This is a genomic window from Lutimaribacter marinistellae (assembly GCF_042648365.1).
Classification (GTDB): domain Bacteria; phylum Pseudomonadota; class Alphaproteobacteria; order Rhodobacterales; family Rhodobacteraceae; genus Lutimaribacter_A; species Lutimaribacter_A marinistellae.
The window spans coordinates 138,012-156,749 of sequence record NZ_JBHRXI010000001.1; the positions used below are offsets into that span (position 1 = coordinate 138,012).

Below are 18,738 nucleotides of genomic sequence, written 5' to 3' on the forward strand. Positions count from 1 at the left end.
GGCCCCAGTCCAAAACATGTCGAAGGAAACGAGGGTATGAAGATCAGCATCGAACGCGGCACGCTGCTCAAGGCCGTGTCTCAGGCCCAGTCCGTCGTGGAACGCCGAAACACGATCCCGATCCTGGCGAACGTGCTGATCGAGGCCGAAGGCGACCAGGTCCAGTTCCGCGCCACCGATCTCGATGTCGAGGTTGTCGACAAGGCGCCCGCACAGGTCGAGCGGGCGGGCGCAACCACGGTGGCCGCGACGACCCTGCATGAAATCGTGCGCAAGCTGCCCGACGGGGCGCTGGTCACGCTGACCGCGGATAGTGCTGCGGGCCGTCTGACGGTCGAGGCGGGGCGCTCGAACTTTTCGCTGGCCACGCTGCCCAAGGAAGATTTTCCGGTCATGGCCTCGTCGGAATACGATTCGAACTTCACGGCAAATGCCGCGCTCTTGCGCAGGCTCTTCGACAAGTCAAAATTCGCGATTTCGACCGAGGAAACGCGCTATTATCTGAACGGCGTCTACATGCACGTGGCCGACGGCTCCGAAGGTGGCAAGGTGCTGCGCTGCGTGGCGACCGATGGGCACCGGCTGGCCCGGATCGACGCGGACCTGCCCCCGGGTGCCGAGGACATGCCAGGCGTCATCGTGCCCCGCAAGACCGTCGGCGAGCTGCGCAAGCTTCTGGATGATGACGACATGGATATCGCGGTATCGGTGAGCGAGACCAAGATCCGGTTCGCGACGCCTGATATCACGCTGACCTCGAAGGTGATCGACGGGACCTTCCCGGATTATTCGCGCGTGATCCCGCAATCTAACAGTCGCAAGCTGGAGGTTGACGCGGCGGAGTTCGCCAAGGCGGTAGATCGTGTGGCGACCGTGTCTTCGGAGCGTTCGCGCGCCGTCAAGCTGCAACTGGACGAGGACCGGCTGATCCTGTCGGTAAACGCGCCCGACAGCGGCGCCGCCGAAGAGGAGCTGGCCGTGGCCTATGGCGACGAGCGGCTGGAGATCGGGTTCAACGCAAAGTACCTGCTGGAGATCGCGAGCCAGGTGGACCGCGAGAATGCCGTCTTCCTCTTCAACTCCTCGGGCGATCCGACCCTGATGCGCGAAGGCAGCGACCTGAGTGCGGTCTATGTCGTGATGCCGATGCGGGTTTGATCGCGCTTCGCGCGACGCCCCGGGCGGCCGTTCTTTCACCTGTACAAAGGGAGGGGTCATGGCACTGGCCCTGACCGCATTGAACCTGTTCCATTTCCGCTCGCACCGGCGCGCGCGGTTGATGCTGGACGCGCGGCCCGTCGCGATCCACGGGCCGAACGGAGCCGGAAAAACCAACGTCCTCGAAGCGGTGTCGATGTTCTCGCCCGGACGGGGCCTCCGTCGGGCGAGTGCCGCAGAGATGGTCGAGCGACCCCAGGCTCCGGGCTGGAAGCTGACAGCCATGCTCGACGCGCGCGGACGCATGTCGGAAATCGAGACATGGTCCGAGGGCGGCGCGGCACGGCAGGTCCGCATTGACGGGAAACCGGCCAGCCAGGTCGAACTGGGACAACATGTTCGGATGGTCTGGCTGATCCCGTCGATGGATCGGCTGTGGATCGAAGGCGCCGAGGGACGGCGGCGTTTTCTTGACCGGATGGCCCTGAGCTTTGCCCCCGATCACGCCGACGCGGCGCTGACCTATGAAAAGGCGATGCGCGAGCGCAACCGGCTGCTCAAGGACCAGGTTCGCGATCCGCATTGGTACACGGCGCTGGAGGCCCAAATGGCGCAGGCCGGTGCGCGGATCCATGCAGGGCGCATTGCCGCGCTGGACCTTGTTCGCGCGGCGCAAGGACGGGCCGAAACGGGGTTTCCGTCGGCCGAACTGGACCTGCAGCATGCCGAGGGCGATCTGCCGGAGACCGAAGACGGGCTGCGCGCCGCGCTCAGCGACAGCCGCGGTCGTGACCTGATGGCCGGACGGACGTTGATCGGGCCGCACCGGGCCGATCTTTACGCCGTCTACGCTGCCAAGGGCATCCCCGCGCGGGACTGCTCGACCGGAGAGCAGAAGGCCTTGCTGGTGTCTTTGATCCTTTCCAACGCGCGTGCTCTTGCCGATCTGATCGGGGCGCCGCCTATCGTTTTGTTGGACGAGGTTGCCGCCCATCTTGACGCCGGCCGGCGCGCGGCACTTTACGACGAGATTTGCGCCCTGGGTGCGCAAGCCTGGATGACCGGCACGGGACCGGAACTGTTTGCCGAGTTGGGTACGCGGGCGCAGGTGCTGGAAGTCGTGGAGGAAAACGGCATTTCGGAGGTTCGCATTCCATGACGATCACGGCCTGGGACATGACGCTTTACGGGGGCGCGCTTCTTGTCCTGTTCCTGACACCCGGGCCGGTTTGGCTTGCCCTGACGGCCCGGACCATGGCAGGCGGGTTCGGCGCGGCCTGGCCATTGGCGCTGGGTGTTGCGATCGGCGACATGTTCTGGCCCCTCCTCGCCATCCTTGGCGTCGCATGGCTGGTGCAGGAGGTCGAAGGCTTCATGACGATCCTGCGCTGGGTAGCGAGTGCGGTTTTCCTCTTCATGGGTGTCGGCGTGATCCGTCATGCAGACGCGGCCATCGCCGAGGACAAGGCGCTGACGCGCCCGGGCCGATGGGCCGGTTTCGTCGCCGGATTGTTCGTGATCCTCGCCAACCCCAAGGCGATCCTGTTCTACATGGGCGTCCTGCCCGGCTTTTTCGATCTGACCCGGATCACGACCGCCGACATTGCCCTGATCGTGCTCTTGTCCCTGCTTGTGCCGCTTGTCGGCAACCTGACCATGGCCGCCTTCATCCATAGGGTACGCAGGCTGATCCGGTCGCCGGAGGCAACGCGGCGCATCAGGCTCGTTTCAGGCGCCTTGCTGATCGTGGTCGGGCTTATCATCCCATTCACCTGAGCGGTGGCAGCGCCCGGCCGGTGCCCAGCGTTTTCGCTGGTCTTTCACCAAACCGTGCCATGTCGTTTTCGGGTTCCAATGCGTTTGTCCATGAGCTTCGTCTCAAAGCCCTGGACCGGGTGCCCCAAGAGCGGGTCTGAACGGCTCGAAACCGCTTGAATCATGGGCTATCCGCGTGACATTCCCCCCCGGCTTTCGTATAAAATCACGAAAAGACAAAGGAAGTCGCGAATGTCCGATAACGAGCAGCCCCAGGCAGAATATGGTGCGGATTCCATCAAGGTTCTCAAGGGGTTGGAAGCCGTCCGCAAAAGGCCCGGAATGTATATCGGCGATACCGATGACGGATCCGGCCTGCACCACATGGTTTACGAGGTCGTCGACAACGGTATCGACGAAGCGCTTGCGGGTCATGCGGACCATGTTAGCGTCAAAATCCATGCCGACAGCAGCGTGTCGGTCTCGGATAACGGGCGTGGCATCCCGGTCGACATCCACGCCGAAGAAGGTGTATCGGCCGCCGAGGTCATCATGACCCAGCTGCACGCGGGCGGTAAGTTCGACAGCAATTCCTACAAGGTTTCGGGCGGCCTGCACGGCGTGGGCGTCTCGGTCGTCAACGCGCTGTCCGAATGGCTGGAACTGCGCATCTGGCGCGGCGGCAAGGAGCATTACGCGAAATTCGAGCGTGGTGAGACGACCGAACATCTGCGCGTCATTGGCGATGCAGGGGACCGCACCGGAACCGAAGTGCGTTTTCTCGCCTCGACCGAAACGTTCTCGAACCTCGAATACAGCTTTGACACCTTGGAAAAGCGTCTGCGCGAACTGGCCTTTCTCAATTCCGGCGTGCGCATCATCCTCGAAGACGAACGTCCCGCCGAGGCCCTGAGGACCGAGCTGTTCTACGAGGGCGGGGTCAAGGAATTCGTGAAGTATCTCGACCGTTCCAAAAGCCCGGTCATGCCCGAGCCGATCTACATCACCGGCGAACGCGACGATATCGGGGTCGAGATCGCGATGTGGTGGAATGACAGCTATCACGAGACGGTTCTGCCCTTTACCAACAACATCCCCCAGCGCGACGGGGGCACACATGTGGCAGGCTTTCGCGGGGCGCTAACCCGTACGATCAACAACTATGCCCAGTCCAGCGGTATCGCGAAGAAGGAAAAGGTCAACTTTACCGGCGACGATGCTCGTGAGGGGCTGACATGCGTTCTGTCGGTCAAGGTGCCCGATCCGAAATTCTCGTCTCAGACCAAGGACAAGCTTGTCTCCTCCGAGGTGCGGCCTGCAGTCGAAAGCCTGATGAACGAGAAACTGGCCGAATGGTTCGAGGAGAACCCGAACGAGGCCAAGGTGATCGTAGGCAAGATCATCGAGGCGGCCCTCGCCCGCGAGGCCGCACGCAAGGCCCGTGAACTGACCCGCCGCAAGACGGCGATGGACGTGAACTACTTGGCCGGAAAGCTCAAGGACTGCTCGGAAAAGGACGCCTCCAAGACCGAGCTGTTCCTCGTCGAGGGTGATAGCGCCGGTGGATCGGCCCAGACCGGCCGGGACCGCCGTACGCAGGCGATCCTGCCGCTCAAGGGCAAGATCCTGAACGTGGAACGCGCCCGGTTCGACCGCATGCTATCCAGCCAGGAGATCGGCAATTTGGTGATGGCCTTGGGCACCGGGATCGGACGTGATGAGTTCGACATCTCGAAGCTGCGCTACCACAAGATCGTCATCATGACGGATGCCGACGTGGACGGCGCGCATATCCGTACGCTGCTGCTGACTTTCTTTTATCGGCAGATGCCGGAACTGATCGAAGGCGGCTATCTCTACATCGCGCAGCCGCCGCTCTACAAGGTGTCGCGCGGCAAGTCCGAGGTGTACCTCAAGGACCAGGCCGCGATGGACGATTACCTGATTGCACAGGGTGTGGACGGGGCGGTGTTGCGCCTTGGAACAGGCGAAGAGATCACCGGTCAGGACCTGACCCGCGTGGTCGATGAGGCACGGCAGTTGAAGCGTGTTCTGGACGCGTTTCCCACGCATTACCCGCGCCACATCCTGGAACAGGCCGCCGTCGCCGGGGCCTTTGTCCCGGGTGCGGTGGATGCCGACCTGCAGGGCGTGGCCGACAAGGTGGCAGCCCGTCTTGACCTGATCGCGTTGGAGTATGAGCGCGGCTGGCAAGGCCGGATTACGCAGGATCACGGCATTCGCCTTGCCCGCATCCTGCGCGGTGTTGAAGAGGTCCGCACCCTTGACGGCCCGATGCTGCGCTCTGGCGAGGCGCGCAAGACGGGCAGCTTTACCAAGGCGCTGCAGGACGTTTACGCTACGCCAGCCACCCTGGTTCGTCGCGACCGGTCGCAGGTCATCCATGGCCCACTGACGCTGCTTCGGGCCATCCTCGACGAGGGCGAGAAAGGCCTTACGCTGCAGCGCTACAAGGGTCTGGGTGAAATGAACCCCGACCAGCTGTGGGAAACCACCCTCGACCCTGAGGCACGGACCCTGTTGCAGGTGCGCGTGGACGACATGGTCGAAGCGGACGACCTGTTCACCAAGCTGATGGGCGACGTCGTCGAACCGCGCCGCGAGTTCATCCAGCAGAACGCCCTGAGCGTCGAAAACCTGGACTTCTAAGGCGGCTGTTCTCCCCGTGTCTTGATCGGCAGGCAGGGCCGCGGCGAGCGCGGCCCCGACCCGCGCCAATCAATCGCTGGCACGTTGCTGCGCGTCCCTGAGCTTCTGAATGTCGGCCTCGGAGAGCTGTGGCCTGTCAATCCTGAGCGTCAGCTTGTCCAACTTCGCTGTCAACGTGAATGGTGGCTTGTACTCGGCATCATGGATGCCCGTCAGAGTGTCCGATCCGATATCGAAGGCCTCGTCCCATTGCAGGTAGGTGGGGATGGTGTTTTCCATCTTCCTGGTAGCAACGACATTCCCGTCGACCTTGAGGGTTCCTGTGCCGCCCTTGCCGAGACCACTGGGACTGCCATAAACAAGCGTCCCTACTCCAAGACCGTCATATTTGAAATCGAACTCGATTACGTGCTTGCCGGGAGCGAGCGCCTCTTCGCCTTTCCACTGGATCCTCTTTAGGTTCAGCATGTTCCACGTAAAGACCGGCTTGCTGTCCAGTAGATACAAACCATAACCTGCGAACCGTCCGCCGGATGTCACGATCATGCCCTCGGCCCCGCCTTCGGGAACCTCGATCTCGGCCGTGAAAGTGTAGGAAGAGTTCAAGATGTTTGGTGAATCGCCCTGCGGCAGGCCCGTCATTGGGCTGGTGTAAACGAACTCGCTGCGGCCGGCCGCAATACTGGGACGCGGTTGGGCAAGACGGGTAACCACCGTCGCGTCCATCGGGAAGACCTGGTACTTCTTCGCCTCGTTGACGAAGAGATCCTTGAGTTCCGCGACCTTTTCCGGGTGATCCGCTGCGACATCCGTTGTCTGGTTCATGTCCTTTGTCAGGTCGTAAAGTTGTAGCACCTGATTGTTGAGTGGATCGGGATTGGGCGCGCCCGGGGTTTCCCAAGGAAAGCGGTTGACCTCGGTGCTCAGCCACCAACCATCGTGATAAAGCGCCCATTGGCCCATGATTTCGAAATACTGCGTGTTCCGCGGGCTGGGCGCGTCGGAGTTGGCCGCATCGAACAGGTGAGCGAAGCTCGCGCCTTCGATCGGGTGTTGCAGGATACCATCGACCTCCATCGGTGCAGCAATGCCCGCAACATCTAGGATCGTGGGCACCACGTCGATCACGTGCAGGAACTGATCGCGCCGCCCGCCTTTGTCCGTTATGCCATTCGGCCAAGAGACAACCATGTTCTGACGAACACCGCCAAGACGATTGGCGTTCTGCTTGAAGTAGTCGAACGGCGTGTCAAAGGCCCAGGACCAGCCTGCGGACATGTGATTATAGGTCTCTTCGGTACCCCAGGCGTCGAACCACTTCATCTGCAACTCGACAGGCATCTCGGCGATGCCATTGAACCATGCAACCTCGTTCGGAGTACCCACCGGACCGCCCTCGGCCGAGGTACCATTGTCGCCATTGATGTAGATGATCAGCGTGTTGTCCAACTCGCCCAGATTGTCGATGGCATCTATGACCCGGCCGATTTCATGATCGTTGTAAGCGGCATAGGCGGCGAACACTTCGACCTGCCGAACGAAAAGCTTCTTCTCCTGCTCCGTCAACTGGTCCCAGGGTTTGAGCTTGTCCGCGGGCCAGTCGGCCAGTTTGGCGTCTTGCGACACAAGTCCCATCTTCTTCTGGTTTTCGAAGATGGTTTCCCGCAATGCCTGATACCCATCGTCAAAGAGGTTCAATGCCGCGATCTTGTCCACCCATTCCTGTGTCGGGTGATGCGGCGCATGGGTGGCGCCCGGGGCGTATTTCACGAAAAAAGGCTTGTCAGGTGCAATCTGGTGCAGGTTGTTAATGTGTTCGATGGCATCATCGGCCATGCCGGTGACAAGGTTCCAACCGGGTTTGCCTTCGAAAGGGTAAATCGCCGTGGTGTTGCGGAACAGGTTCGGCTGCCATTGGTTCGCATCCCCCCCAACGAAGCCATAGAAATATTCAAAGCCCATGCCAGTAGGCCATTGGTCGAATGGGCCGGCCTGGCTGGCGGCAAAAGAGGGCGTATTGTGGTTCTTTCCGAACCACGCGGTGTTGTAACCGTTGTCGCGCAGGATCCGGCCAACCGTTGCTTTTTCCTTGGGGATAAGCGAGTTGTAGCCCGGAAACCCTGTCGATGCTTCCGAGACCACACCGAAACCCACCGAGTGGTGATTTCGGCCGGTAATAAGCGCCGCTCGCGTTGGAGAACAAAGCGCGGTGGAATGGATATTCGTGAAGCTCAAACCCTCGGCGGCGAGTTCATCCATCGTGTCGGTTGGGATTACACCGCCAAAGGTGCTGGGCACACCAAAACCGGCATCGTCGGTAATAATCAGCAAGACGTTTGGCGCATCTTCCGGCGGCACGACCTGTGGCGGCCACCAGGGTGTGGATTCCAACGCCTGGTCTTCGATCTTGCCACCAAATGCCCGCGGTGGCGGCGGCAATTGCCGTCCGTCGATCGTGGTCGTGGCGGCAGGCGAACCGGGAGCAGGCGCCGCATCCTGCGCTGAAAGCGGTGCAGCCGACAAGGCGGCCAGCACACCAACGGCGGCGACAAGACGCCGCCCATCAATGAAAACCATAACTCAATCCTCCTGGCGTAAAGCGAATAGGCCCGGCAAGCGGGTTCGAAAGCGTTCGTGCTGCCATGGCAGCCTGATTTCGTTCCGGCGAACTTGACGTGGATCAACTCTCCCAATCCAATTTGACTTTACAGGCCATGATGTGACCCTCGTGGAGGCCAAAGCTGTGGCGCATGCCATTCCCCTGATCCGTGCGTCCGTGATCGCGCCCATGCGCCGGTGGGTCATGGAACGGGGCCACGACATGAGACCATTCCTTGCCTCCGCCGATCTGGATTGGGTTCCCGCCGATAACCCCGAGACACCTGTGCCGCTTCGCGCCGTTGTGCGCCTGCTGGTCGAGATCACTCGCGCTGCCGGTCCTGACACACCATACCGGATCATCAATGGGCGCGGCGGGTACGAGATCGGACTGATCAACAACGCGGCCTTTCGCGGGCCAACGGTGCGGGACGGGTTTGCCCGGGTTTCGCGCGCGATGCCTGCGCATTGCACTCATGAGGTCTTGACCGTCGCCGACCTGGCCGACGGCCTGCATATCCGCGACGGGTGGACCTATGATATGGGAGACAACGAGGCCGCCCATTGCGTACAGCAATATGTTGCGGCACTGGTAGATATGATCTGCAGCGTTGCCTGCCCGGACGCGCCACGCGCGGAGAGGGTGGAGATGCTGCCCCATCCCGAGGCCGGGTTGTCGCACCTTCATTCCTGGCTGGGTAATCGTGTCCATTGCGCGCCCCTTCGCGCCCTCGATTTCACCATCCGCGCAGAAGTGGCCGAAGCACGTTTTCCCGATGACGTTCTTGCGCGCGCCAACGCGACGGATGGGTACATCACAGAGCGCCTTGTTCCCGACGGATCGCTGCCCAAGCAGGTGTCCGTTCTGGTCGCCGCTATGCTGTCGAGGACTTCTCCGGACCTTGATCGCGTCGCCGCAGGCGCAGGCATCAGCGGGCGCACATTGCGGCGTGTTCTCCAGTGGCACGGCACCAGTTTTTCCGAATTGGTAGAGCGTACGCGTGCACGGATTGCCTTGGACCGGGTGTCCAAAGATACCGACGCCTCATTGAAATCCATCGCGGCCGATCTTGGATACGCCGACCAGGCAACCTTGTCCCGTGCGATGCGGCGATGGACCGGCGAGACGCCGAGCAACCTACGCGAAAACCGCCTCAGACAAAATTAGGGACAACCGGGCTTCGGGCCTATGTCGGCCGATAGAGACCAAGGGCGCCCTCCTGCTAGAAAGGGATCGCGATCCGAAAACCGACACCATAGGAGTCACTATTGTCGGAGAAAGCCCCGATCGCGTTTACGCTGATCAATGCATCGCCCGATGTGAAAACATCGACGCCCGCAGAGATTTCGACACGCGTTCGATCCACCGCGACCGACCAGTCGAATGGGTTCACTCCATTTGGAGACGAGGCCAAGCTCGCAGAGGCGTTGACGGAATTGTCGCCAATTAGATGCGACACGGCCAAACCAAACTTGGGGCGAACCAACATGCCATTGGCCGTTTCGAGCTGGCCGCCGACCTCGATAGAAGGGCGAATGTAAAACAGTGTATCGCTTGAATCCTCTACCCTTAGTTCGACACCCGTCGAGGTGGTTTCGGTATAGCCCGACTGTTCCAGCCCCAGAACGCCTACTCCCAATCCGGGTTTCAGGAACCAATTGCCTTGATCGATCATGTAGTCGGCGCGAAACTCGGCGCCGTATGTCAAAACCTCCTGCTCACCCTTTGCCGACAGACCAAAGCCGACGTCGCGCGCATTGTCAGACGTTACATGGCCAAGGAACACGCCCGCGCCGAGTTCCCAGTTGCCGGTATAGCGTTTGACCGATGCGCCGGCTTGCCAATGGCTGGCATCGCTTGCCGAGTCCGATCCATCAAAATCGATATCCCGCGCCTCGTAGGAAAGCGAAACGCCATAGACCAAGCCATTATCGGAACGGAGTTGGGTTCCACCCTTGAAACGGTAAGAGCTTTCAGAGAACCCGTTCAGGTCATTTGTTCTGTCGCGGTCGTATCGCAGGACTGACGCATCGAAATAGTAACACTGACCGTCCTCAAAGAACTTCAACACGCCGTCGGAGTCAGCACAGGAAAAAAGACTGTCCACGAACCGCAAGGACGCGTTGATCCCGGACAGCCGGTTGGACGCATCCACGCTTGCACCCAGAACATCAAGCGCCTCGCTGTAAGCCTCGGTATCTTCGCTGCTCAAAAGAACGCCGGTAAGTTCTTCGCCCAGCGCCCCCATCACATAAACGTCGTCCAGGTGTTGGGCCAACGACGCCTGGTTCGGCGATAGCGCGCCCAGACGTGCCGCGTTTGCGAAGTCGATCCCGTAGCTGAGCCGCAAACGGTTGCCTGCCGTTTGGGTCAGACTGTGGAATGCCGTTGGAGATTGCAGGACTTCCAGTCCGTCCCAGTTCAGACCGCCTGTCACGCCCACAATGTCGAAACTGTTGGAGGATTGCGAGCCTGCACCTGAAAGCCGCACTTTGACCGCTCCTTCAAGGTCCGCGGCACCGCCGACGGCAAGGTAGTCGGCGACCGGGTCATCCGTGTCGACATCGACGACGATCAAGCCGTCATCAGTGTTGGTCAACGTCCCTTGAATAAGGGTTTCGCCAACCGAGTTCGCGCCGCCGACGTGCAGAACGCCCGAATTTGTCAGGCTTTGCGTTTCCAGCCTGTCACCGGCTACCAGTGTTCCGGTGTTTTCCAACGTGATGCCGTTTTGCCCCAAGGCTATGGCATCAATGCCAGCCACGGCCAGATTGCCCGTAACGGACCCCGTGATCGTTCCCGCATTCGATACGGTCAAAGCTCCGCCAGCCGAGTGGATTGCGACGCCCGAGACGCCGCCGGTGGCGCCGATGCTGCCCTTGTTCGTCACAAGGCCCGTTGTCGCGGCATTCACGAATACGCCCGTGCTGCCGGTGATTTCGCCGTTTTCACCAACAGTGATGTTGACTTGCCCTGCGCCATGGCCAGCGCTTTGGCCATAGACGCCATAAGCATTGACGCCAGTGGCCTGAACCTGACCATCGACCGTGACCAACGTCGTATCACTTGCCGAACGCGTGGTATCGTTTCCGCCCGCATACTGGGCAAACACACCATGACCGTAGGCCCCTGTGGTCGAGACCGTTGCCCCCTCTGCGACGCTTACGGACACGGTCCCTGCGGCGCCGGATCCTCCGAAACTGCCAACGTAGGCGGCATCTGTTTCGGTCGTGTTGACGCCTCCCTGCACCCCGCCGCCGCCGCCTACGCTTTGCGCAAAGATGCCTATCGAGCCTTTCCCATATGCATCAATGCTGCCAGAGTGGGTGACCGTCACCGAACCACCATCGCCCGTTGCGTTGCCCGACGTTCCAGTCAGGCCAGTGCCCAAACGGTCCGGATTGCTGACCAGCACCGAGCCGCCATAGCCGCCGCCGCCACCAACGGATTGCGCAAAGATACCGTGCGACGCGGTCGTGTAGTCGTTTTCATCGTCCGACGCGTGGTTCTCTCCGGCGCCGATCGCACCTTGCGATGTCACCACCACTTCGCCACCATTGCCACTGGCGGTCCCGGTCGTTGCGCCGCCCACGATGACTGTGCCACTCGCCTGATCGCCACCACCCGAGTGCTGCCCGCCGCCACCGCCTATACTCTGCGCAAAGATTCCCGTCGCCTCGCGCCCAGATGACAGCAGGAAGGAGTCCACTCCTGTCGAAACCTCGACATCGCCGCCTGCCCCGGCGACACCGTCGGATCCACCGATTTGCAGGTTCATGAAATACAGCGAGTCGATGCTAAAATGCGATCCGGCATCGCCGCCGCCGCCACCGACGGATTGAGCAAAGACGGTCTTTGCTCCGTCGCCTTCGGTTGCGGCAATTGCGCCATCACCGACCGAAACCTGAACCTTTCCGCCATCGCCGCCACCGGCACCGCTCCCACCTATGCGAAGGGCATAAGCCGACATTTTCTGGTTGGTCGATCCGCCAGAGCCACCGCCACCACCGACGCTTTGCGCAAAGATCGCATATGCGCCCTTGCCTTTGGTCGCTGCGTTGCCCGTACCGGTCACACTGACGGCATCGCCGTCACCGGCCGCGCCGCCTGAGCCACCGACAAAAACATTCAATGAGCCGCCCGCCCAGAGCTTCTTGGCGGCCGTGCCGATCTGATAGATTTTCTTCGTGATATCGACAATCTGGTTGCCGGTGGTCGAAGAATTGTACGACGAAACAGGACTGGACAGCGTCGAACCACCGGTACCACCACTGCCACCGACCGACTGAACCAAAACAGCGTGGGCGTTTTCGCCGGTGGTTTCGACCAGGCCGCCATTCGTAACCGATGCAGCACCGGCATGGTTCCCCGTTCCACCGCTACCACCAACCGCGACTTTGATAGAAGCCTTGTGGTTCGTGTACTTGGTTTCACCGGTTTGTTCGTCGGTTTCCTGGCACGCCTGTTGCTGGTTGGCATAGTCGATGTTGCAGTAGCCATTGAATGTGAAACCGAAATTCGACGCGGATCCACCGTCGCCACCGTTGCCTCCGACGGATTGCGCAAAAATACCGTAGGACGTGCTGCCCCCGGTCATGACCGTCGCGCCATCGGCATTGGTGACGGAGACGTCGCCGCCCAAGGCTCCGTTACCTCCGGCACCACCGACGGCTACGTCGATCGTATAGGAATGCGTCGTGGTGTTGTTCACGCCTGCCGCTTGCGGCCCGAGGTTGAACAGTGCGTTCCCGCCCGCGCCACCTTTGCCGCCGTGGCCTCCGACGCTTTGTGCATAAAGGCCCGTCGCCTCGGTCCCGGTTGTGGAAACCGTGTTTTCGTTCGAGACGGTGACCGTACCGGCCTGGCCGCCGCCGCCACCTGCTCCACCGATGGTTACGCCCAAGTTGACGCTGGTGGTTCCGCCGGACGCGACATTGGCGAGGATGTTGTAGGAATTGCCACCCGCACCGCCGTTGCCGCCAATGCTCTGAGCAAGAACGCCATCCGCGTTATCCCCGGTCGTCTTGATGCTTCCCGTCGCACTGCTCACGACGCGAACGTCACCCGCGGCCCCGCCGGTACCGCCCCCACCGCCGATCGTCACGCTGGCGTCAATGTTCTTGGCAGCGCCGACATTGGCAGAGCCCGCAATCGACATGCCGCCGGCACCGCCTGAGCCTGCAATCGACTGAGCCGAGATACCGTGGCTATTCAGGTTCGACGTCTGAACCGCACCATCGCTTTCCACGGTCACCGCGCCGGAGGTTCCGCCGTTGCCCCCATCGCCGCCCAAGGTCACCGAAGCGTTGCCCACGGGGTACTCACTGGAAAACGCGAGGTTCAGCCCCGCTTCGACGGCGACACCGCCGACACCGCCATTGCCGCCAAGGCTCTTGGCCCGGATCCCGGCGGAACTCGTGCCGGTGGTCGCCACGGACCCGTCGGCCCCCAGGATGACATGGGACAGTTCTGCTGTGCCCGCATTGCCACCGCCGCCGCCGATCGTGACCTCGGCACTGGCCTGCGAGGCGCCGTCACCCGTGATCGTGGTGCCGCCGCGCCCGCCGTTGCCGCCCTGGCTTGTGGCCGCGATCCCATCTGACAGCGATCCCGTGGTCGAGATGGCGCCGTTTGCAACAATCTGTGTCTGACCAGCGGTACCGCCGGTCCCACCGTCACCGCCCAGTGACACCCCCACTGCCGCGACGCCGATACCCTGACCGGCGAAGCTCAACCCGCCTGCTCCACCGGATCCGCCACTGCTTTGCGCAAGGATACCGGCAGCCTGATCTCCGGTCGTGGTCAGGGATGTGCCGGTGTAATCGACCATCACATCGCCAGCGGCGTGACCGCCCCCACCCTTGCCGCCGATCGCGACATTTGCCGATCCGGCCGTGAGTCCCGTCATGGCCAAGGCCATACCGCCTACGCCGCCGCTGCCCGCTTGGCTGATACCCTGGATGCCTGTCGCGTGATCCCCCGAGGTCGCAACCGTATCGGTAGACACGACCGTAACCTCACCTGCGCCTCCGGATGAACCGCCGGAACCACCTACACTTACGGTGGCACCGACCTGGCTCAAAACATCAACGGAGCCGGACAGGAATGCACTGCCGCCGTTGCCGCCCACGCTCTTGGCGATCAACGCGGGCGATGCCACGCCTTCGGTCGTGATCCCACCGGACGAAAACACCGATACGGCCGCACCGGTTCCGCCACCGCCGCCATCTCCCCCGACCGACACTGTGGCGCCGCTTCCGGCACTTGCCGAAAGCGTCGTTCCCGAATGCCCACCGCCGCCGCCGACGCTCGCCGCATGGACGCCTCCCGCGATATCCCCGGTTGTCGAGACTGTCTCTGCCGGTATCGTACCCTTGTTGCATGCCGCGATGTCGAATGCGCCATCCCCGTATCCGCGGCACACGGTGACTGTTCCACCGTTCCCTCCGCCTGATCCACTTCCGCCGACGCCCACCCCAACGGTGCCAAGCCCGGCTGCGGCATCAATCGTGGTCGCGGCCGATCCACCGGACCCACCGGTCGATGTTGCCATCAGGGCGGTTGCATTTGCGCCCGTGGTTGAAAGGCCACCCAGTGCGTTGACCGATACCGCACCTCCCTGCCCGGCCGAGCCTCCGTCTGCCCCGAGGGCGATCGAAACATCGATCGGGAAGCCAGAGGCCGAGATGGCGTTTCCGGCATGTCCGCCACCGCCACCGGTGCTCGTCGCTACAATACCGCGCGCGTTATCGCCTGAGGTGGATACGGTTCCGACGCTATCGGTGTCCACCGAGACCTCACCGCCATTTCCCCCGGCCCCACCCTGGCCCGAAATTGCAAGCGTGAAAACCGAGCCGGCAGCAACGGTGTTGGAACCATGCCCGCCCGACCCGCCGATACTCTGGGCAAAGAGCGCATCGGCACCATCGCCAGTGGTTTCGACTGCCGCAAATTGCGACACGTCTACCGTTCCGCCGGTTGCACCGTTCGCGGCCGCGCCGCCGAGGGCCACCAGACCGCCTGCCGAGGATGCCGCCCCGCCGCCACCACCGACACTCTGGGCAAGCACCCCAATCGCATCAACACCGGCAGTCGTAACCGAGGCGCTGTTGGTCACGGTGACAGCTCCGCCCGAGCCGCCGGCGGCCCCGGTGCCGCCGATGGAAACGACACCCTTGGCCGATCCGCTGTCGCCACCGGTTCCGCCGATGCTCTGCGCGACGAGGCCGCGGCTGCGTTCGCCTTCGGTGATGAGAGAGCCAGCGCCGAACGACAGGGTCACGTTGGAGCCCGAGCCACCGGCAGCGCCGGAGCCGCTCAAGGATTCGATACCTGATGCCGAAGTGCCCTTGCCGCCGCCACCCCCGATGCTTTGTGCAAAGACAGCGTCCGAGTTGTCGCCACCGGTCTTGATGGCGTCACTGTCTGCGCCTTCAAAGGTGAAATCGATTTCACCACCGCCACCGGCACTTTGATTTCCCGCGCCGTAGGAATAGATGCCGCGCGCGTTGCCTGCATTCCCGCTGAAACCACCGACACTTTGAAGAAATACGGCGTCGGATTCGTCACCCGTCGTGTCAACGGTTCCGCCAAACGACAGTGCAACCCGCGCTGCTGGTCCAGCGCCTCGCGTGCCGCCACCTTCGGCGTTGGCACCATTGGCCGTTCCGCCATCACCACCAGCGCCACCGTGACTGCGCAGGTGAAATCCGGGAGCGCTGTCGCCCGTGGTTTGCACGTTGGTGTCGTTGGTCAGGTCGACTGCGATCACGCCCCCGGCACCACCGATGCCCCCGCCGCCACCAAAGGCCGATCCACCGACAATCGAGGTGCTGGCATTACCACCGCGACCGCCCTTGCCGGCCAGACTTTCGACAAAGATCCCCGGGCCATCAACAACCTTGACGTCGAGGCTTGAGCCGGTTTCGGCCGTGATCGAGACCGCGCCGCCGACACCGCCAGTGCCGCCTTGGCCGCCCCTGGCTGTCTGTGTCAGCGTGTTGTGGCCGCCGCCGCCTTGGCCACCGGCCCCACCTTGAGAGGTCACGGACAGGCCAAAAAGGGCAGCGTCAAAGCTCACGTTCCCCTTGAAGGTCAGAGTTGTTCCACTGCTCCCGGCTCCACCGGTGCCGCCTGACCCTCCTCCGCCAGTATAGTCAGCGGCCTGGCCATAACCGCCCGCCCCGCCAGCGCCGCCTGTTAGGCCAATCGACATCCCACCGTATGGGTTCGGTTGTACTGTGTCCGGAGAAGACGGAAGCCCGGCGATCGACGCGTCGGAAAACGTCATCATGAAATCACCGGTGCTGCCACCATTGCCGCCGCGCCCGCCATAGCCGTCACCGAAGCCGCCTGTCTTGCCTTCTCCACCGGTACCGCCGTTTCCGGCCGTGCCGGTGATCGCGACAGTCGCAGGGAAAGTGTTGTCGGGGGTTCCGCTTGGGATCGACAGCGTGACGCTGTTGATACCTGAATTGAATGTGCCCAGCGAGGCACCGGCGCCACCACTGCCACCGGACTTGTTGCCAGACCCCGTCGAGTTACCGCCATTGCCGCCCGACAAACCGGTTTCCTGAACTTCCAGCACGGAAAGGGGCAGCGACTGTATGGTTAGCCCCTCAAAAGGAGCCGCCTGGTTGATGTAGAAATCCGTCAGGCCCGGCGTGGTTTCGACCGGGCGCGTTATTGCAAAGCTGAAGGCTGGACGCGTGATGTTTGAATTGACGATGTCTGCGGTCAACTGGTCCACCGAGTAAATCGTGGTTAAGTCACCCGCCTGCGCCGCGCCGACGGTGAATGTGTCGGGCGGCGTCACTTCGCCGGTACAGGACCTGACAATGGGGCCGCTTGTAGAGGTTTCACAGCCCGCGAATGCCCACGCGTAATTGGACATCAAGGCGACCACGCTGACCGAAAGCAGTTTGCCAGCCTTCATGCCCCGCCTGAAAACGACATCCGGTTTCGAGCCTTTTATCGTTTGCCCGGCCCTTTGTTTTGAATGGGGTTGATCATCCCGAACCGTCGGTAACAACATGCGGCGTATCGTGCCTGTGTCGCGTTGACTGCCGAACGTGCGCCTCGGTCCCATATCCACCCCTCGAACTGTGCAAAACGTGCGCGGTGCATTGAGTATGCAAGCTCAACGGACGGCATCCATAGCCTCAATTCGGCCCTGTGGGATTTTAGCGGGTCTCTGTTGCACAAACCGGATAATGGACTGCGCCAGACAGTGTTTCCCGCTCTCTGCGTGTCGAGTGCGACCGACACTTCCAGTTCTTTCCGAATAACGGGCAACGAAGTGTCCGAGATGTTGCGATTAACCTATTGATGATCCGCCTCCTACCCGCATCCGGCGAAGGGCGAAACGGCGGCGCTCCGCATAAATCGTTGCAGATGAACTTGGCGCATTGAAATAGGCCTCGGCCGAGGCAATGTCATGCAAATGTGTCTGAAGCAGACGAACCGGGGGACAACCCATGTCATTTCGCCTACCTGCCATCTTCTTTACGCTGTTGAGCGCGATGGCGCTTGCGCAACTGGTTCAGGCAGAAGAGCCGCCATCTCCGGAAATACACCTGGAGCTGAACACCGTGCAGGACACCGGTACCGCTTGCCGGTTGACCTTTGTGGCAAACAACAGCATCGGCGAGGACATTGACAAGGCCGTCTTTGAAACCGTGATATTTGATGCTTCGGGCAGCGTGATGCTTCTGTCGCTTTTTGATTTCAGAGACCTGCCGGCCGGGACGCCCCGCGTACGCCAGTTCGATGTGCCCGGCACGACCTGTGACGCAATCGGCAAGGTGCTGATCAACGGCGCGAATACCTGCTCTGCGGGCGGTTCCGATAGCGATGCCTGCGGGTCCTTGCTGAACGTCGAAAGCAGGATCGAATTGGAGTTGCTCGGATGAACTTTTTCGAAACCCTTGCCGGGCTTTTCGCGCTGGGTGGACCTGTTGTCGCTGTTCTGCTGTTCATGTCCGTCCTCACAATGTCGGTCGTTCTCTACAAGATCTGGCAGTTTTCCGTCTCGGGCGTCGGACGACACCGCGTTCTCGCAGACGCGCTGAAGCTATGGGACGCCGGCGATACGGCGGCGGCAAGCGAGAGACTGCAGGCAAGCCGCAGCTACCTTGCGCCCTTTGTCGGAAAGGCGATGAAGGGTCACGGACGTGCAGGCGTTGACGACCGGCTGGACGCCGAGGTCGGCCAAGCGTTTGCCTTGCTCGAACGTGGCTTTCGACTGCTTGATACCATTGCGCAGATCGCACCGTTGCTCGGGTTATTTGGCACCGTTCTGGGTATGATCGACGCTTTTCGCAGCTTGCAGGGCGCAGGATCGACCGTCGATCCGTCGGTGTTGGCAGGTGGCATTTGGGTTGCACTGTTGACGACGGCAGTCGGTCTTGCCGTGGCAATTCCCACGTCCATGGTTCTGGCGTGGTTTGAAAGCCGCATGGCGAGGGAACGCGTCTTTGCCGACAAGGCGCTGCGAACCGTGCTTGCGCCGGAAAACGACGCAGCCGACCTTTCAATCGCAACCCATGCGTAACGTT

At 61.8% G+C, this 18,738-nt stretch carries 9 protein-coding genes; 7 read left to right on the top strand and 2 right to left on the bottom strand.

Translation table 11 applies throughout. The features are described 5' to 3' along the window. Positions 1 to 36 precede the first annotated feature (36 nt). From dnaN to gyrB, 4 genes are all read left to right on the top strand, one after another. Positions 37 to 1,158, top strand: a complete 1,122-nt coding sequence (dnaN, locus tag ACFORG_RS00685) for a DNA polymerase III subunit beta (protein WP_386733449.1) — start codon at positions 37 to 39, stop codon at positions 1,156 to 1,158. Between the two features lie 58 nt (positions 1,159 to 1,216). After that, positions 1,217 to 2,317, top strand: coding sequence for a DNA replication/repair protein RecF (gene recF / locus ACFORG_RS00690; RefSeq protein WP_386733450.1), 1,101 nt, complete (start codon positions 1,217 to 1,219; stop codon positions 2,315 to 2,317). Continuing rightward, complete coding sequence (locus ACFORG_RS00695) at positions 2,314 to 2,934, top strand: LysE family translocator (RefSeq protein WP_386733451.1); 621 nt, start codon at positions 2,314 to 2,316, stop codon at positions 2,932 to 2,934. Before recF ends, ACFORG_RS00695 begins: the two co-directional genes overlap by 4 nt. Positions 2,935 to 3,165: 231 nt before the next feature. Next, positions 3,166 to 5,583 (top strand): DNA topoisomerase (ATP-hydrolyzing) subunit B, encoded by a 2,418-nt coding sequence (gene gyrB, locus ACFORG_RS00700; protein WP_386733452.1) that lies wholly within the window; start codon positions 3,166 to 3,168, stop codon positions 5,581 to 5,583. Positions 5,584 to 5,652: 69 nt separating this feature from the next. Here the strand turns inward: gyrB and ACFORG_RS00705 are convergent, their stop codons facing one another. Then, the gene (locus ACFORG_RS00705; RefSeq protein WP_386733453.1) at positions 5,653 to 8,160 is read right to left on the bottom strand and encodes an arylsulfatase; all 2,508 of its coding nucleotides are present in this window, start codon (positions 8,158 to 8,160) and stop codon (positions 5,653 to 5,655) included. 244 nt (positions 8,161 to 8,404) lie between these two features. Between ACFORG_RS00705 and ACFORG_RS00710 the strand changes: the two genes are divergently transcribed. Continuing rightward, on the top strand, positions 8,405 to 9,349 hold the full coding sequence (locus tag ACFORG_RS00710) for an AraC family transcriptional regulator (RefSeq protein ID WP_386733454.1): 945 nt from the start codon (positions 8,405 to 8,407) through the stop codon (positions 9,347 to 9,349). Between the two features lie 55 nt (positions 9,350 to 9,404). Here ACFORG_RS00710 and ACFORG_RS00715 read toward each other — a convergent pair whose 3' ends face one another. Further along, positions 9,405 to 17,117, bottom strand: a complete 7,713-nt coding sequence (locus ACFORG_RS00715; protein WP_386733455.1) for a hypothetical protein — start codon at positions 17,115 to 17,117, stop codon at positions 9,405 to 9,407. A 541-nt stretch (positions 17,118 to 17,658) separates the two neighbouring features. On the opposite strand from ACFORG_RS00715, the gene ACFORG_RS00720 reads away from it, so the two are divergent. Both ACFORG_RS00720 and ACFORG_RS00725 read left to right on the top strand, forming a co-directional pair. After that, the gene (locus ACFORG_RS00720; protein ID WP_386733456.1) at positions 17,659 to 18,093 is read left to right on the top strand and encodes a hypothetical protein; all 435 of its coding nucleotides are present in this window, start codon (positions 17,659 to 17,661) and stop codon (positions 18,091 to 18,093) included. Further along, entirely contained in the window at positions 18,090 to 18,734 is a 645-nt protein-coding gene (locus tag ACFORG_RS00725; RefSeq protein ID WP_386733457.1) for a MotA/TolQ/ExbB proton channel family protein, read from the top strand. Before ACFORG_RS00720 ends, ACFORG_RS00725 begins: the two co-directional genes overlap by 4 nt. The last annotated feature ends 4 nt before the right edge of the window (positions 18,735 to 18,738 follow it).

What these genes read in the sequence shown, in the direction of transcription:
- recF (WP_386733450.1), top strand. Translation starts at nt 1,217, where the DNA reads ATGGCACTGGCCCTGACCGCATTGAACCTGTTCCATTTCCGCTCGCAC.
- ACFORG_RS00705 (WP_386733453.1), bottom strand. Translation starts at nt 8,160, where the DNA reads ATGGTTTTCATTGATGGGCGGCGTCTTGTCGCCGCCGTTGGTGTGCTG.
- ACFORG_RS00695 (WP_386733451.1), top strand. Translation starts at nt 2,314, where the DNA reads ATGACGATCACGGCCTGGGACATGACGCTTTACGGGGGCGCGCTTCTT.
- gyrB (WP_386733452.1), top strand. Translation starts at nt 3,166, where the DNA reads ATGTCCGATAACGAGCAGCCCCAGGCAGAATATGGTGCGGATTCCATC.
- dnaN (WP_386733449.1), top strand. Translation starts at nt 37, where the DNA reads ATGAAGATCAGCATCGAACGCGGCACGCTGCTCAAGGCCGTGTCTCAG.
- ACFORG_RS00715 (WP_386733455.1), bottom strand. Translation starts at nt 17,117, where the DNA reads ATGAAGGCTGGCAAACTGCTTTCGGTCAGCGTGGTCGCCTTGATGTCC.
- ACFORG_RS00725 (WP_386733457.1), top strand. Translation starts at nt 18,090, where the DNA reads ATGAACTTTTTCGAAACCCTTGCCGGGCTTTTCGCGCTGGGTGGACCT.
- ACFORG_RS00720 (WP_386733456.1), top strand. Translation starts at nt 17,659, where the DNA reads ATGTCATTTCGCCTACCTGCCATCTTCTTTACGCTGTTGAGCGCGATG.
- ACFORG_RS00710 (WP_386733454.1), top strand. Translation starts at nt 8,405, where the DNA reads ATGAGACCATTCCTTGCCTCCGCCGATCTGGATTGGGTTCCCGCCGAT.